Raw genomic sequence first — 16,625 nt, forward strand, 5'->3', positions numbered from 1 at the left:
GTGCCGTCTTATTTCCGTTTTGGTCCGGGCATTTCGGGGGCGCCTTCACCATTCCAGGCGTTGCACCGCCACTCATCCATACGGCGCAGGCGCCGGGAAAGATCCCGGGCAAGATTCATAATGATAATTGAAAAAGCGGCCATGTCTCTTTTGTAGATTTCCCTGAGAGACCGGTTTGATATGGACATGACCTTGGTTGCGGTGATAGCCCGGACCGTGGCGGCCGAAGGCATCACATCAAGAACTTCCATTTCGCCGAAGGCATCCCCTTCGCCGAATTCAAACAAGGTAAGATTTGCTTTAATAACCGCTACCCGGCCTTCGATAACGAAACGGATTTTATCGTTCCGCTCCCCTTCCAGGATAATATCGTCCCCGGGCCCGTAGTGTTCAAGTTCCATGAGAGGCTGTATTGTATCGATCTGGTTTTCCAGAAGACCACCGAATAAAGAATACTTTTGTAAAGCCGAAGACTCAACCATTATACAGCTTTTCCTTACTATAATATTGAATCCCTATCGGGTATTAGTCAAGAAAAAATTATTCAAAATTGTTCATTAAACGAAGAAAAACCATTTTTCAAAAAGGTATCGTTATGCTGAACCACACACCCGGAAGGTATTACAGACCGATGGCAGGGGCGATCTTCCGCATGGCCAGGATAGTTTCGCCGATAAGATCGTCCAGGGAAAGGCCCAGCCGGTCCGCGCCGTTTTCAATAACTTCCCGGCTGACCCCCGCGGCGAACGCCGGGGTTTTCCATTTCTTCTTTACGGATTTTACCTCGAGGTCCATGACGCTTTTTGAGGGTCTCACCAGAGCGCAGGCGGAAATAAACCCGGTGAGTTCATCCACGGCATAGAGTGTTTTTTCCATGGCCGTAAGAGGTTCAACATCGGTTACCAGCCCCCAGCCGTGGCTGACCACAGCGCGGATATATTCTTCCGGCCAGCCGGCGTCCTCCAGAATGGGACGGGCCTTAACGCAGTGTTCCTGGGGAAACTGTTCATAATCAATATCGTGAACCAGACCCACAATTCCCCAGACATCGGCATCTTCGCCGTTTTTTTCAGCAAAATGCCGCATGGCGGCTTCCACCGAAAGAGCGTGCCGCCACAGGGCTTCGTCGCTGTTGTACTGCCGCCACAATTGTTCCGCTTCCGTTCTGGTAGGTGCCATGGTTATACTCCGCTATACATTAAACTTAAAGAACATCACATCGCCGTCCTGGACGGTGTATTCTTTTCCTTCGATACGGTATTTGCCGGCTTCCTTGATTTTAGCCTCGCTCCCGTACTGGACAATATCCTCAAAAGAATAAACCTCGGCCTTAATAAAGCCTTTCTCAAAATCCGTATGAATCACCCCGGCGGCCTTCGGGGCGGTATCACCGGCGTGGATGGTCCAGGCCCGGCATTCATCCTCACCGGCGGTAAAGAAAGTCCGCAGACCCAGAAGCCGGTAGGCGGCGTGAATCAGGGCGCTCAGCCCGGATTCCTCCAGACCCAGTTCGCTGAGGAAGGCAAGTTTTTCCTCTTCGTCTTCAATATCCGCAAGTTCGGCTTCGAATTTTCCGCAGATAACCACCGCTTCCGAACCTTCCGCCTGGGCCCGTTTCTTTACCGAATCCACGTAGGCGTTGCCGTTCCGCATTCCCTCTTCGTCCACGTTGCAGACGTAGAGCTGGGGCTTCATAGTTATGAAGTGGCAGTCGTATACCGCGGATTTTTCATCGTCGCTCAGACCCGCTGACCGGGCGGGTTTTCCGTCCTCAAGGGCGGGCTGGATTTTGTCCAGGGCGGCGATGGCCAGTTCCGCCAGCTTCTGCTGGTCCTTGGCCTGGACCTTGAGGGTCCGCTGCGCCCGGTCGCGCCGTTTTAGCAGCGTATCGAGATCCGCCAGGGCCAATTCGATATTGATCGTTTCCATATCCGATTCCGGGTCCACTTTGTTTTCCACATGGACCACATCGGGATTGTCGAAACACCGGACGACCTGGGCGATGACCCCCACTTCCCGGATATGGGACAGAAACTGGTTGCCGAGTCCCTCCCCTTTTGACGCGCCTTTTACAAGGCCCGCAATATCCACGAATTCAACGGCTGCCGGAATGGTCCGTTTTGGACTGAAGATGCCGGACAGCCTGGTAAGCCGGCTATCCGGTACGTTGACGATCCCCACATTGGGATTGATAGTACAGAAGGGGTAATTAGCCGCTTCCGCCGGTGCCGAGCTGAGGGCAGAAAAAATAGTGGACTTTCCCACATTCGGGAGTCCAACGATACCGCAGTTTAAAGCCATACGCCATTGTACGGACCGGCAACTTCCTGGTCAACACTGGGGGCGGTCAGGGCGCCTGTGGTATACGGTATTATCCGGCAAAGAAGCATGGGGGTAACGGGTCCGGGGGTCCTGCCGCAGTACTAAGGGTATGGCTCCTCGTCGGCCTGCGGCCTCGAAAGTCGCTCATACCCTTAGTACTGCGGCACCCCGTGTTACCGATACGGCCCATGCTTCTTTGCCGCTGATCCGTAGATACCGCAGGTACCCTGCTTTTGCGGAGGGGCTGGATGGTGTGTTGCGTTTCGGTAGGTATTGTACAGGTCACTGATTCGAGAGTAAATGGGCCCCTACCCAGGAACCTGAAGTGGGGGTAGCGGAAGCCCCCGGAGGGGCAAATCTGAAAGATTTGCCGCGAGGAGGCTGGAGCCAGGGGGAGCAGCCCTCTTGACCGGGCGGCACCGAGCCGGTTTAAGCCGGAAAGCACCCGGCCAGAATGGTAACGCCGGGTGTCGTATAAAATGGGGATTGAGCGACTTTCTAGGCCGAAGGCCGACGAGGAGCCAATCCCCATTTTATACGACAGGACCCGCGGAACCGGTAAACACGGGTGCTTTCCGGATTGGAAGACTCGGTGCTCCCCCTCATCTTGTTTTTCCTAATATATTGCGGTACTATTAAATATATAGTATACTTAAAGCGACTTAAGTATTATTAAAAACCCTGACATTCAGGGGAACGACACCAGGAGGCTGATATGGGTTTTTCATTGGACAGCTACCCAGTGGTTTACCGGGCAAAATACGCTGGCAAGGCTTGGAGTGAGGAGTATTTGGAAAAATCTCATAAAACTCCGGAAGAAGAAGCGGGCATGAGCGAGGGGGATTACGCGAAACTCTCGGAATCCCGCAATTTCTATGACGATATGCCCCTGGTAAGCTACACCACCCAGTACGGCCTCGGCTGCTTTGAGGGACTCAAGGCCCTTCCCCAGAAGGACGGCGGACTGGCGATTTTCCGGCCCGACAGAAACGGGGAACGGTTCTTCAATTCCATGGAAGGCCTCATGATGCCCGGTTTCCCGGCGGACATGTTCGTAAAAGCCTGTGTCGAGACGGTTAAACGGAACGCCGGCCTTGGATTCCGCCCCCATTACAAGAGCGAATGGGAAAAAGACTCCTTCATGAACGCCGATTCGGTCTATATGCGGCCCTTTTCCTATTCAGAAGGGGGTGTCGGGGTTTCCCTTTCAAAAGCGCCCTGGGTTATTATCGTAACCACCCCGGTAAGCTCCTATTTTTCCGGGGGCAAATCGGAAGCCGTGGTCACCGAGCGGATAAGAGCCACCCCAAAGGGAACCGGCTGGATCAAGGCAGCCTCAAACTACGTTATTTCCGCCCTCGCCCGTGAGGAAGCCCATAAAGGCGGGTTCATGGAATGTGTGTTCCTGGACGCCACCGACCGGAAATACTTTGAAGAAGGCTCTTCCAGCAACATTTTCTTCTATTTAAAGTCCGGCGAACTGGTTACGCCTGAACTGGGTGATACCATACTTCCGGGGATAACCCGGTCCAGCATCATAGAACTGGCCCGTGATATAAACGTAAAAACCTCCGAACGCAAAATTTCCGTGGATGAGGTATTCGCCGATGGCGCGGAGTGCTTTGTCACCGGGACAGCCGCCGGGGTTACCCCCATCGAATCCCTGACCTATAACGGCAAAAAAATCGTCTTCAACAACGGTAAGGTCGGAGATCTGAGCGCAAAGCTCAGGGACACCCTCAAAGGGATCCAATACGGGGTTCTTGAAGATACCAAAGGCTGGATGGTAAAGGTGGTATAAATTTCTCCTGAAGCTCCCGCCGTCTATAAAAGCCCGGAATGATCCGGGCTTTTTTATGTATTGAGAATGACATTTTTTCGTTTTTTGTTTACTTTAAATAGATTTTGTTGTATATTTAAAATAATATATATGAAAATGTAAAATACACTACAATAGATATATTAGATTTTTTAAATCTATTTGATTTTCTATTGATATTTTTTATTTACACCGATATATTACTAAATAAATAAACAATAATATTGTTGAATAAAAGGCATTATTATTTTTTGGTTTATTTTTTTACAATATACCTGACTAGTTTAGTCAGTTTATTCGAGCAGCCATAAAACACATGTTTTAAGTGGGCTTAGAGAAGAGGTTAATCATGAAGAAGAATCATTTAGCTTTGTTTGCTATGGTGATTGTTCTATTTCTTACCGCCGCGTTTACCGCGGCATGCAGTTCCCCGGTTTCTTCCCCGGCAGAAATTCCCGGAGGAAGCGGCAATGGAAATGGCGGGGGAAACAGCAATAATGGTAACGGAAACGGCAATGGAGAACAGCCGAATAATCCGGACCCTGTTCCGAGCTACTATAGTATAACCTACAACGGAAACGGAAACACCGCCGGGCAGGCGCCTTCCGATACGGCGGAATACCTGTCAGGCACGGATATTGTTACCGCGGCAGAGACCGGCGATCTGTATAAAGTCGGCTACCGGATCAACGGATGGAACACCAGCAGAGACGGTACGGGCACCCATTATTCCGGGGGTAGTGAATTTACCATGGGAAGCGGCCCGGTAACGCTCTACGCTCAGTGGGAACCGGTGTATCCCATGGTATCCGTAGGGGATAATTTCTCCCTGCTTATCACCGGGGATGGAAGTCTTTACGCTTCAGGGGCCAATGGTGACGGGCAGCTCGGTACCAGCGGCGGCGGTGACAAAAGCAGCTTTACCTACGTTACGGACAACGTTGCCATGGCCAGCGCCCGGTTTGACCACTCGGTAATTCTCAAAAAGGACGGAACTCCCTGGGCCTGGGGCGATAATTCATTTTATAAGCTTGGCATCAACAGTACCGCGATCTATGTCAATTCTCCCCAATTGGTCCAGTCCGAAGGATTTCCCGACCCCGCGGACCCGATAGTCAGGGTAATAGCGGGTACGCAGCACACCGGGTACATCACGAAAAACGGAAACTACTGGGTGGCGGGCAGCAATGAGAGAGGATCCCTGGGATTTGAAAACGGTACCAACTTGGTCGCTCCGAAGCGTGTTGGCTACATGAACAATGTGGTTTCCGGGGACATCGGCAGTTCCTATACCATGCTGGTGACCAAATCCGGCGGTCTGTACGCCGCCGGGATCAATCAATACGGTTCCCTGGGAACCGGCAGCGGAAGCAATCTTGAAGATGGATTTATGATAAATAAAACCAGTGCGGTTCAGGCCATAGGTACATCCGACAGTATCGCGGCGGTATTCACCGGAAACAGCGACTATACCATGATCCTAACGAAAAATGGCAATGTCTATTCCACAGGAAATAACGACACCGGAAAACTGTCCCTGGGAGATACAACCAACCGGAATACTTTTACCCGGGCACAGGAAACCTCCGGCGGCATGAACCAGAATATAACCGGTGTGAATACCATTGCCATGGGTACGGACCATGTCCTGTTCCTTAAAAACGACGGGACCCTGTGGGCAGCCGGCGGAGGCGCCGACAATAAACTTGGCCTCAGCGGTACCGCAAACCAATCCAGGGCCGTCAAAGTTATGAACAACGTTGCCTATGCGGCGGCAGGGAAAAAGTACACATTGGCGGTGACCACCGACGGACGGCTCTACGCCGCTGGAGGAAACAGTTCGGGCCAGTTTGGCGGCTCAATGACCACACCGGTGCAGCCTGGCAAAGACGGCGCCGATCCCAATGTGGAAGCCGGCACCATGTGGTTTGAAGTTGACTGGAGGACCCCTACGGGGAATACCGCGGCCAACTAATGAATACCCCCGGGAAGCAGCTGCTTTCCGGGGTTTTTGCGAAGAGTACCCCACACTATTTGCCTTACGAATCGTATTACTGTGGTGATTTTCCACCCAATTATTGACTAGTTTAGTCAATTTATTCGAGCAGCCATAAAACACACGTTTTAAGCGGGCTTAGAGAAGAGGTTAACCATGAAGAAGAATCATTTAGCATTGTTTGCTATGGCGATTGTTCTATTTCTTACCGCCGCGTTTACCGCGGCGTGCAGCTCCCCGGTTTCTTCCCCAGCGGAGGCGCCCGGCGGCAGCGGCAGTGACGGTGGAAGGCCAACTACTCCGGACCCTGTTCCGAGTTACTACAGCATTACTTACAACGGAAACGGAAACACAGCGGGCAGCATCCCCGAAGATGAAGCCACTTACGAGTCAGGAAAGGATATTGTCACCGCGGCGGAAACCGGGGATCTGTATAAAGTCGGATACCGGATCAACGGATGGAATACCAGCAGCAGCGGCGGCGGGATCCATTACGACAGCGGCAGCCAATTTACCATGGGAGACGGACCGGTAACCCTCTACGCCCAGTGGGAACCGGTATATCCCGTGGTTAAGGCGGGACAGAATTTTACCCTTTTTCTCAAGGAAGATAGAAATCTGTATGTCACCGGGCACGGTCTTTATGGACGGCTTGGTTTAGGCAGCGAAGACATACAGTACACCCCCGTTCAGGTTCCCGTAAGCGGTAGGGTCAGAACCTTCGGCGCCGGCTGGGACAGCGCCGCAGCGGTCATGGAAGACGGAAGGATGTTAGCCTGGGGAAATAATGATTACGCGAAACTCGGTATCGGCACTGAAAACGGCAATACCAGCAGCCCAAAAGAAATTGCCTCGGTGAATGGCACCGTTTCTATCGCGAACGGATTGTACCATACGTTGTTTCTCACCGGCAGCGGTGAACTCTGGGCGGTGGGCTCAAGGATAAACGGCAGCAGCGGGGACGGTACAGCCGGCAACCCTGCCGGGAGCAGAAATAGTAACGTAAATCCGTCCTTTGTCACCGATAACGTAGCCTCCGCGGCAGCCGGGCACGATTATACTATGGTCGTAAAAAAGAACGGCAGTCTCTGGAGTGCCGGCGCTCCCGGCAACGGCCGCCAGGGCAGCGGCGCGACACAGAACGTCGTATTTCTTGCGGAAAATACATCAATGGGTATGGATAACGCCAAGGTATTTGCCGGCACGGAGACCCATACCATGGTACTAAAAAAAGACGGAAGCCTTTGGAGTACCGGGAACAACGACAACAGACAGCTTGGGATCGGCAGCAACAGCGCAAACAGTACATCATTTAAGCCGGTACAGGAATACGTCAACGGAACCGACGCGTCCGGAGGAACCCAGGACATGAAAGATGTTGCCGAGGTTTCGCTGGGAACAATCCACTCTATGATCCTTAAAAACGACGGGACCCTGTGGGCCGTCGGAAGCAACGGAGATTACAGGCTTGGGATCCAGTTTTCCGATGCCAGGAACGCGGCTTTTAAAGTGCTCGATAATGTGGCGCATATCGCCGCTGGAGACAACCACACCATAGCGGTAAAGACTGACGGAACGGTCTGGGGCGCGGGAGCCAACAGGACCGGTCAGTTCGGAAACGGACGGGATAATACCGGCAGAACCTGGACGGAAATAACTGAAGCCCAGTAATTTTCGCAGTACATCAGAAAAAAAATAATAAGCGCCCCGGTTAAGCCGGGGCGTTTTTTTATTCCCGGACCGTATTGCTGGGAACGATATGAAACAATCCGAGATTTACTCGAAAGCAATACTTTGATAGTATTCCTAATATGAGAAAAACATCCATACTGATACTATTACTCACCGCTCTTCTGCTGAAAGCGGGATATGTGTTCAGCCAGAACAGTATTAATATAGAAGAAACTGAAACAATTACCGGGATCACGGTAACCGGACTCAAGAGAACGAAACAGCATATCGCGGAAAATCCGCTCAAAAAGTTTATCGGCATGGATGTATCTTCGGTACATACCGACGATGTGATGGCCGCTGTTCATGGAACGGGGATTCTGGAACCTTTGTCCGTGGAAATCACCGACGATCCCGCGGGAAACGGCAGCATTCTGCATGTAACGGTCTCGGAAAAATGGAGCATATTTCCTATTCCCATGATCAGGGTCAGTTCGGGCAGCTTCTATGGCGGCGCCGGAGTGATGGATGCCAACGCTTTCGGGCTTAATGACAAACTGGTAGCCGGGGCAATGTTCGGTAAACAGGGATGGATGGGAATGGGCGGTTACATCCATACCCAGGGAAATTCCAATTTTCCGGGGTGGAATGTTACCGCGGTGTATAACAACCAGGAACGGGTATATACGGATCAGAACGACGGGGTATACCGGCGGTTCGGGGTAAATTCCATCACCGCTTCCCTGGGTCTCAACTATTCCTTCCTGGATTTAATATCCCTGTCACTGGGCTTCGGGTTTTTTAATGAGGAACTCAAGGATATTGATAATCCCCGGATGGTTCCCGCTGAAAGCGGCATGGGACTGCGGATACGGCCGGGTATTTCTATCCGGAAAAATGACTGGGACGGGTTCTTTTTATCCCAGAAAAGCGCCGGTTTTACATACGGATATATTTACGGATTCGATTTTCCTTCTTACCATTCCTATAATTTCCGCGCTGCGTACGAACAATCCATCATCCCCGGTTTCAGGCTTCTGTTCCACGCCGGAGCACTGTACGAGCCCGGGGTTACACCGCTTTTTGAGTCCTCCCCGTCATCGGTGGGAATCAACATACTGCCCCGGGATTTCTCCGCCCGCCATTACGCCGGCGCGTCCCTGGGCCTCGAAAAATCCCTGCTGAAATTCAAATTCGGCCTTATATCACTGACCGCGGCGTACCAGGTGGTGTATTCCGACGGGCCGGTCCTGGATGAACAGCTGGATCACGGCTTCTTTTCAGCCCTGCGGATATACATGAGCAAAGTGGCCATGCCCGCCCTGGGGCTGGCGTATACCTACAATGCCGCGGCGGACCAGCACGATGTGACCTTCAACATTGGGATGAGCTTCTAGTTTTTCTGTGATATACTCTACATATAAACGTATAAAATTCAAAAGGAGCGGATATGTTCGGAATACGGTACGCAAAATTTGAGCCCGGCCTGTATGTTTTCAGATACAAAAATGGAAAAATAATTCAAGAAGGTGAAGGTTTGTCCTTCCGGTATTACGCTCCCACTACGTCATTGGTGGGGGTGCCCACGGGAAGCGGTGACGCGCCTTTTATGGTAAGCGAAATATCCGTGGACTTCCAGGAACTGACCATTCAGGGACAGCTTACCTACCGTATTTCGGATCCCGCAAAAACGGCGAAGATGCTGAACTATACCATTAACAGCTCAAACCTTCACTACATATCCGACGACCCGCAGCGGCTGCCGGAACGGCTTATCAACCTCGCCCTGGTGGCCACCAAGGGAGCGGTAAAAAATCTTCCCTTAAAACAGGCTATCGTTTCCTCCGATGATGTGGCCCGGAAAGTCCACGCGGCCCTGGGGCAGGACGAAATGGTCAAGGCCCTGGGGGTTGAAATCCTCAGCGTATCCATTGCCGCAATAAAACCGACCCCCGAGACCGCCAAAGCCCTGGAAGCGGAAACCCGGGAACAGATTCTCAAGGAATCGGATCAGGCCATATTCCTGCGCCGCAACTATGCGGTGGAGCAGGAACGGATTATCCGGGAAAGCGAGCTCAACACCGAGATCGCCGTGGAGAACAAAAACCGGGAAATCCAGGAACGGCGCATGGAATCCCAGCGGCTCATGATGCAGAAACAGCTTGAGATGGAAGAGGAACGGCTGAAATTCCAGATCCTCCAGGAAGAGAAAAACCGGGAACTGGTGGGCCTCAAAACAGAGAACGAGAAGACCGAAGCCGACGCGAAAGCCTACGCCTTCCGGGAAATGATGAAGGTATACGAAGGGGTAAATCCGGAGATCCTCAAAGCCCTGGCGAATGCCAACATGGATCCCCGCCGGATCATGGCCATGGCCTTCCAAGGTATCGCCGACGGGGCCGGAAAAATCGGCAACCTCAACATCACCCCGGATCTGCTCAATACCATTATAGAGAACCGTGACTACGAAGAAGAATGAAGAAATATGAAAACCGTATCGTCATAGTCACCCGGGCTACGCGGCTCGAAAAGGTCCTGGCGGCCCAGAACACGGTTTCCCAGGCCCGGTTCTACGTCAAGCAGCTCGGCGGCGACTTTGACGAATACGAGCAGGAGCATCTGCAGTACGGTTCCTCGGTTCAGAATGTAAAACGCGACCTCGACGGACTTGCGGGGATACAGATTCTCGACCGCCAGTATCTGCCGAACTTCGTGTTTGCCCCGGATGATATAATTGTCGTGGTCGGCCAGGACGGCCTGGTGGCAAATACCATAAAATACCTCGACGACCAGCCGGTGATCGGTATCAATCCCGATACAAGCCGGTGGGACGGGGTGCTCCTGCCCTTTCTGCCCGGGGACGCCGTAAAAATCGTCACCGAAACCATTGAAGGCAAACGGAAAACCGAAGCGGTTACCATGGCAAAGGCCAAAGTCCAGAACGGTCAGGAGCTGCTGGCGGTGAACGATTTCTTTATTGGCCAGAAGGGTCACGCGTCTGCCCGGTATATCCTGAAGTACGGCGGTTACCGGGAACCCCAATCCTCCAGCGGAATCATCGTTTCCACGGGACTGGGCTCCACCGGCTGGATGAAAAGTATCATTGCCGGTTCCTCAAGGATCTCCGCGTCGGTTATCGGCCACCCCTTCGGTTTTGACCACGACAGCGAACGGTTTGTCGAAGAGGATGCGGAAATCTCTAAGCAGGCTGAAGAGGAATCCATGGCTATGGACTTTATGGATGTGAGCGAAATACAGGCGGACATGGCGCCTCCGGAACCCATGATGGAACAAGCGGCCCGGGCCGCCTCGGCGCCGCGTCCTATGGGAACCTTAAAAAAAGCCAGCTCCTTTTTCGAAAAAAAGAAAAAGACCTATGGTATTTCGGAACTCTCCAAGGTTGTGGGAAAATGGGCCAGCGAGGAACTCGTCTTTGCGGTCCGGGAACCCTTTCCGAGCAAGACCACCGGTGCCACCCTGGTATTCGGAACCGTCTCCCCGGGTGATACCCTGCGGGTGGAGTCCCTCATGGGGGAAAACGGCGTCATCTTCAGTGACGGCATTGAGACGGATTATATTTCCTTTAACTCGGGGACAGAGGTTCTCATAACCAAGGCGGATAAACAGGGCCGCATGGTGGTATAGCAGGGCTACCTGCGTTATACCAATTCCCGGCAAAGAAGCATGGGATAATGGATCCGGGGGTCCTGCCGGAAGAAAGATGGAATAGCTCCTCATCGGCCTTTGGCCTCGAAAGTCGCTTATTCCTCCTTTCTTCCGGCACCCCACGCTACCATTACGGACCATGCTTCTTTGCCGCTTTTCTGTATAATACAGGGGCTCTGCTCAGAAAAGAGCTGTGTTATGCTAAGCCATTCGGGATTGTGCTAAAGGGCTGCTGGGGCTTAGGTCTATCGGATTTTAGTCCGGGGTTACGGCTCCGGGTCTTTTCCGTAATGGGTGGCGGCCATGGTCTGCTCCAGGGACGTGATGGTTGTATCCAGATCCTTGGAAATAAGCATGGAAAAAATAATATCCACCACCGTGAGCTGGTTGATTCTGGACAGGGTTGCCCCGGTCCGGTACACCCGCTCCAGGGCAGGAACCACCAGGGCAATATCCGCGAAGGTCCGCAGGCTGTTTTCCGTATCCATGGTAAGGGTGATTATGGTGGACTTGTTTTTACGGGCCCATTCCGCCACAGTAAGCATGGCGGAATTCTCCCCGGAATAGGAAATGATAAACGCAAGATCATCGGACCGGAGATTACACGCCGCGGTGATCTGCAGGTCCGTTTCCGAAGTCTGGGAACAGGGAAGTCCAATGCGGATAAGTTTCTGAAACAGATCCTGGGCAACAAGCCCCGAAGCGCCGACGCCGAAGGAATGTATCATCCGGGCGCCGAGGATGGATTCCACGGTGGCGTTGATCCGGTTGATATCGGTCACCGATTCCAGCCGGGCAAGGCTGCGCTGTATCCCGCCGATTACCCCTTTTACGACCTCGGCGGGCTCCATATCCGTTTCAAGATCCAGATCCGGAAGGAAGCGCTCATCGGAGTTCCGGAATACATCGTGGGAAAGGCAAAGCTTGAAATCCGAAAACCCCGTCATGCCGATACGCCGGGAAAACCGTACAATGGCTGCCTGGCTTACGCCGCTTTGGCGGGCAAGTTCCGTTATGTTGAAATACAGAACCTTCCGGGGTTCCGCTAAAACATACTCCGCTACTTTTCGCTCCGCTGCAGGAAGGTCGGGCATGTGCTGGCGAATTGCAAAAAGAGCGCTTTCCATGGCTACGTTCCTTTCCGTGCTGATTTCTCCACTTTACTGATATGGCCGTCGGCTTCCGTTAAAAGCTGTTCCGCCCGCTCGCGGCCGACATTGAGCAGTACCATGACGATGGCTATTTTCGGTTTTTTTCCCGAAGCGTTGAATGCCGTCTCAGCCTCTTCCGTGGAGCACCCGGTTACCTGGCGGATCAGGCGGATGGAACGGATCACCAGCTTCTGGTTTACCGGAGTAAGATCAACCATCAAGTTCTTATATACCTTTCCCAGCCGGATCATGCTCGCGGTGGACAGCATATTGAGGATAAGCTTCTGAGCCGTTCCGGACTTCATCCTGGTGGATCCCGTAACAACTTCGGGCCCCACGTCGGCGTACAGTATATGCTTCGCCACATCAAAGGTCCTGGAGTTGCCGTTGCAGCTTATGGCGCCGGTTACGGCGCCGAGATCCCGGGCGTACTGCAGGGCGCCGAGTACGTACGGTGCCTGTCCGGACGCGGTGATGCCTACCAGCACATCATCTTTCCCGAAGCTGATATTCTTAAGATCCTGAATTCCCGCGTCCGCCCGGTCCTCCGCGGATTCAATGGACCGGGTGAGGGCATCCAGCCCGCCGGCTATGAGTCCCTGGACCATTTCCGGGCTGACCCCGTAGGTGGGCGGACATTCCGAAGCGTCCAGAACACCCAGGCGGCCGGATGTACCCGCTCCGATATACACCAGGCGGCCGCCTTTTTTGAAGGCCGCTACAATATCGTCCACCAGAGCCGCGATCTGCGGAAGAATTTTTCCCACCGCCACGGGAACCTTCCGGTCCTCGTTGTTGATAATGGTCACAATCTCCAGGGCATCCTTGGAGTCAATATCCGCGGATACTTCGTTCCGCTGTTCCGTGGTGTATCCGTCAAGGATTTCTTCGGTGACCGAGTAATCCGGTATCCCGTTTTTGTTATTCTGCACAATTACGCTCCATTTCTTTCAGCCAGTCTATGCACGCCATCAGCGCCCGGGGGGTGTGGAAGAAACCCTTCCATTTACCGCCTTTGAGGGTAAAAGCGGGTTCCCCCCGCCGGTCGAGATAACCATACCATTCACCGTATTCGGGGTCAACGAAATGGCTGAAGATATATTCATCCACCCGGGTAAACCATTCCAAGTGTTCTTTGCGGCCGGTCAGTTTATACGCCAGCAGGAACGCGCAGAGCGCTTCGGCGTGGACCCACCAGAGCTTCATATCCGATTCCAGCTTCTCCGTGGGGAAGCCCTTAAAATCCTGATAATAGAAGAAACCGCCGTATTTCTCATCCCAGCCCCGCTCGGCGCACCAGAGCATAATATCGGCGATATCCTCGACCTTCCGCTGTTCTCCCCGCTTGGCCACGGCAAGCATGAGGAACCACAGGGTCTCCAGGGCGTGGCCCGGATTGAGGAGGCGGCCTTCCATACAGCTTAGGAGATGGGTGCCGTCACTGAGAACCCGCTCGAATACGGCCTTTTCCTTCCGGTCCACATGGAGGGTAAAAATCTGGTTCTCCGCGGCGTCGATGAGGCCGTTGAGTTCAGCCTCCCCGATGATGCCTTCCATTTCGCCGGCAAGCCAAATATCCATCATGGCGGAACCCATGGCTTTTATGGGACGGTTTTTGCCGATCTGCTTTGTCCAGATACCCTTGGGATTGGGCTTGCGTTCCATGGCCCGGCGGTACACCGATTCCGCCATTTCCCGGGCCCACTGCTCTTTGGAGGCCCGGTGGAATTCCGCAAGCCCCGCGGCAAAGAAATATTCCGCAAATATATTGTACGGTTCCACCAGGGGAAGTCCGGCGCGGTCCACGGAGAAGTACAGGTCCCCCGACGGCGCCCGGCCGTGTTTTTTCAGGAATTCCGTTCCGGACCGGGCAAGCTCGAGCCATTGTCTGCGGCGGGCCTCATCGGCCGCGTCCCGGCGGTTGTACAGCTTGGCGAAGGTCCAGATTTCACGGGTCTGCATCCAGGCAAACTTATCGGTATCAAAAACAGTGCCGTCCCGTTCCAGGCAGGAATAATAACCGCCGTTTTCGCGGTCCAATGAATACCGCTCCCAGAAGGGTACTACACTGTTAAACAGGTTGTCTTCATACTTCTCCCTGAGAGTTCGTATGGCGGCCTTGTCCATAAAGAATCCCCTTATTGACCCATATTAGGTGAAATTTTTTTTCACAAAAAAAGTATAGATCCATAAATATTGGCCTGTCAAGAAATATATTTTCATTTTGGCTAATATAGTGTACTATTAGTGCAGAAAACCATTGAAAATCAGCGATTCTGCGCGGAACCGCCGCAGTTTCGGAGGAGATTATTTATATGGAAGAAAAATATTATTTCGGCATTGACGGAGGCGGGACCCACTCCAGATTGTCTATAACGGATGCACAGGGAAAATCCCTGTGCCGGGTAACGTCGGGGAGCACAAATATCTATTCGGTCGCCCAAGAAAAGGTTTTTGAAAACCTTTCGGATCTTTTCAGCCAGGCCTTCACGGAGACCGGACTGGAAAAAAAGGATATTACCCGGGGCTGCATCGGCAGCGCCGGCCTCGCGCGGCCCGCGGAACAGAAGCTGTTCCGGGGATTTTTTGCGGATATCCTGGGGCCGGATATTCCGGTCCTGCTCTGCACGGATGGGGAAATCCTGCTCTGCGGCGGCCTGGGCGGCCTGGAGGGGTACTGCCTTATCGCCGGAACCGGTTCCGTCGCCCTGGGGCGGGCCGAGGACGGCAGGCTGGTCCGGGCCGGCGGGCTGGGATACATGCTGGGGGACGAGGGATCGGCATCCTGGACCGGCAAGGAAGCCATAATCCGGGCCATGCGGAGCCTTGAGCACCGGGATCTTCCCACGTCCATGATGGAATCCATACTGAAACACTGCGGACTCGAGCACAGTTATGAGCTGGTTCAATATATCCACCACACCGCTGGCAAAGCGGAAATCGCGACCCTGGCGCCGCTGGTAACGGAAGCGGCCCGGAACAAAGATCCCCTGGCGGAGGACATACTCCGGCGGGGCGCGGAGGAACTTGCCCTCCTGGTAGCCAGTGTTCTGGAACAGTCCCCCTGGATCGGCAACCGGACCCTGGTTCTTGCCGGCGGTGTTATGGAACACGATGAGATTGTGCGGAACAAACTGGAATCGCTGCTGAAAAAGCAATTTCCCGATCTAACGGCCATGGATCCCAAGGGAACCGCCCTGGAAGGGGCCTGCATACTGGCTATGGAGGGCAGCTAAGATATGAGTTATTAAGCACAGCAGCAGTGAAAGACAGGTCCGAGGGGCCCGTCGGAGGAATAGGGTCTTGAAGACCTATTTCGCTATGATCCCGAACCGGCCGCCGGGGATGAGACCCTTCCGTGTCTCGTTCCTTATATACAATGCGGATTGCCTGTACACAAAAAGCTGCCCGGCGCTTGCTTCCGGGATGCCTCAGCCGTATCTTTAAATAGTACGGTTACGGAGGTACTAAAATGAATGAAAAAACAAAACCGGCCAAACTTAAATGGGGATATTTATTGTTAGGTATCCTTCTCTGCGTGACGGCGCTGATTGCCTTCAGAAATCCGCTGTCGGATATTTTCAGCATCACCATACTATTTGGCATCACGGCAGTACTGAGCGGGATATGGTTTATAATCAGCAATGAAGGACGGACAATTCAGGTTATCATGGGGCTTATCGATATACTCCTCGGGTTCCTCCTGCTGTTTAACATCCCCAGGGGAGCCATAGCGGTGCCCTTTGTGTTTGCCCTGTGGTTTATCCTGGAATCGGTCTTCCGGCTGTCAAAGCTGAAATACGCGAAGATGGTGGGGACCGGGTTTTTCTGGCTTTCCCTGGTTATAAACATCCTCTGTATCCTGGCGGGTATTGCCCTGCTCTTTAATCCCGTTGCAACAGTCATAACCATATCGTTTATCCTGGGATTTTATTTTATGCTCGCTGGGGTGGAATCCATTGTCTATGCCTTCAGCCGGGACACCTGAAGCGGAAGGGAT

The 16,625-nt window shown here is 53.1% G+C and carries 14 protein-coding genes; 8 read left to right on the top strand and 6 right to left on the bottom strand.

Translation table 11 applies throughout. The features are described from left to right. Positions 1-8: 8 nt before the first annotated feature. The 3 genes from JFL75_RS08605 to ychF form a co-directional block, all read right to left on the bottom strand. A complete protein-coding gene (locus tag JFL75_RS08605) occupies positions 9-482 on the bottom strand; it encodes a cyclic nucleotide-binding domain-containing protein (protein WP_215626276.1) in 474 nt (157 codons plus the stop codon). Positions 483-621: 139 nt separating this feature from the next. Then, complete coding sequence (locus JFL75_RS08610) at positions 622-1,179, bottom strand: HD domain-containing protein (RefSeq protein WP_215626277.1); 558 nt, start codon at positions 1,177-1,179, stop codon at positions 622-624. A gap of 12 nt (positions 1,180-1,191) precedes the next feature. Then, entirely contained in the window at positions 1,192-2,301 is a 1,110-nt protein-coding gene (gene ychF, locus JFL75_RS08615; RefSeq protein WP_215626278.1) for a redox-regulated ATPase YchF, read from the bottom strand. A 736-nt stretch (positions 2,302-3,037) separates the two neighbouring features. On the opposite strand from ychF, the gene ilvE reads away from it, so the two are divergent. The 6 genes from ilvE to JFL75_RS08645 all read left to right on the top strand — a co-directional run bounded on the left by ilvE (position 3,038) and on the right by JFL75_RS08645 (position 11,453). Beyond that, positions 3,038-4,123: a branched-chain-amino-acid transaminase gene (gene ilvE, locus JFL75_RS08620; protein ID WP_215626279.1), complete on the top strand. Its 1,086-nt coding sequence runs from the start codon at positions 3,038-3,040 to the stop codon at positions 4,121-4,123. Between the two features lie 367 nt (positions 4,124-4,490). Then, entirely contained in the window at positions 4,491-6,116 is a 1,626-nt protein-coding gene (locus JFL75_RS08625; RefSeq protein WP_215626280.1) for an InlB B-repeat-containing protein, read from the top strand. A 177-nt stretch (positions 6,117-6,293) separates the two neighbouring features. Beyond that, entirely contained in the window at positions 6,294-7,808 is a 1,515-nt protein-coding gene (locus JFL75_RS08630; RefSeq protein WP_215626281.1) for an InlB B-repeat-containing protein, read from the top strand. 140 nt (positions 7,809-7,948) lie between these two features. Further along, positions 7,949-9,205: a BamA/TamA family outer membrane protein gene (locus JFL75_RS08635; protein ID WP_215626282.1), complete on the top strand. Its 1,257-nt coding sequence runs from the start codon at positions 7,949-7,951 to the stop codon at positions 9,203-9,205. 53 nt (positions 9,206-9,258) lie between these two features. Next, the gene (locus JFL75_RS08640) at positions 9,259-10,287 is read left to right on the top strand and encodes an SPFH domain-containing protein (protein ID WP_215626283.1); all 1,029 of its coding nucleotides are present in this window, start codon (positions 9,259-9,261) and stop codon (positions 10,285-10,287) included. Beyond that, the gene (locus JFL75_RS08645; RefSeq protein ID WP_215626284.1) at positions 10,284-11,453 is read left to right on the top strand and encodes a diacylglycerol kinase catalytic domain-containing protein; all 1,170 of its coding nucleotides are present in this window, start codon (positions 10,284-10,286) and stop codon (positions 11,451-11,453) included. Before JFL75_RS08640 ends, JFL75_RS08645 begins: the two co-directional genes overlap by 4 nt. A gap of 287 nt (positions 11,454-11,740) precedes the next feature. On the opposite strand, the gene JFL75_RS08650 is transcribed toward JFL75_RS08645, so the two are convergent. Genes JFL75_RS08650 through JFL75_RS08660 form a run of 3 tightly spaced genes read right to left on the bottom strand, consistent with a single transcriptional unit; the run spans position 11,741 to position 14,752 of the window. Next, a complete protein-coding gene (locus JFL75_RS08650) occupies positions 11,741-12,601 on the bottom strand; it encodes a MurR/RpiR family transcriptional regulator (RefSeq protein WP_215626285.1) in 861 nt (286 codons plus the stop codon). 2 nt (positions 12,602-12,603) lie between these two features. Beyond that, a complete protein-coding gene (gene murQ / locus JFL75_RS08655) occupies positions 12,604-13,557 on the bottom strand; it encodes an N-acetylmuramic acid 6-phosphate etherase (protein ID WP_490337722.1) in 954 nt (317 codons plus the stop codon). Next, positions 13,547-14,752, bottom strand: a complete 1,206-nt coding sequence (locus JFL75_RS08660; RefSeq protein WP_215626286.1) for an AGE family epimerase/isomerase — start codon at positions 14,750-14,752, stop codon at positions 13,547-13,549. The genes murQ and JFL75_RS08660 overlap by 11 nt, the downstream gene beginning before the upstream one ends. Before the next feature lie 188 nt (positions 14,753-14,940). Here JFL75_RS08660 and JFL75_RS08665 point away from each other — a divergent pair, with 188 nt between their 5' ends. Both JFL75_RS08665 and JFL75_RS08670 read left to right on the top strand, forming a co-directional pair. Further along, entirely contained in the window at positions 14,941-15,861 is a 921-nt protein-coding gene (locus tag JFL75_RS08665) for an N-acetylglucosamine kinase (protein ID WP_215626287.1), read from the top strand. Positions 15,862-16,097: 236 nt separating this feature from the next. Next, positions 16,098-16,613, top strand: a complete 516-nt coding sequence (locus tag JFL75_RS08670) for an HdeD family acid-resistance protein (protein ID WP_215626288.1) — start codon at positions 16,098-16,100, stop codon at positions 16,611-16,613. Positions 16,614-16,625 lie beyond the last annotated feature (12 nt).

It is taken from the genome of Breznakiella homolactica, from assembly GCF_016616095.2.
Taxonomy (GTDB): Bacteria; Spirochaetota; Spirochaetia; order Treponematales; family Breznakiellaceae; genus Breznakiella; species Breznakiella homolactica.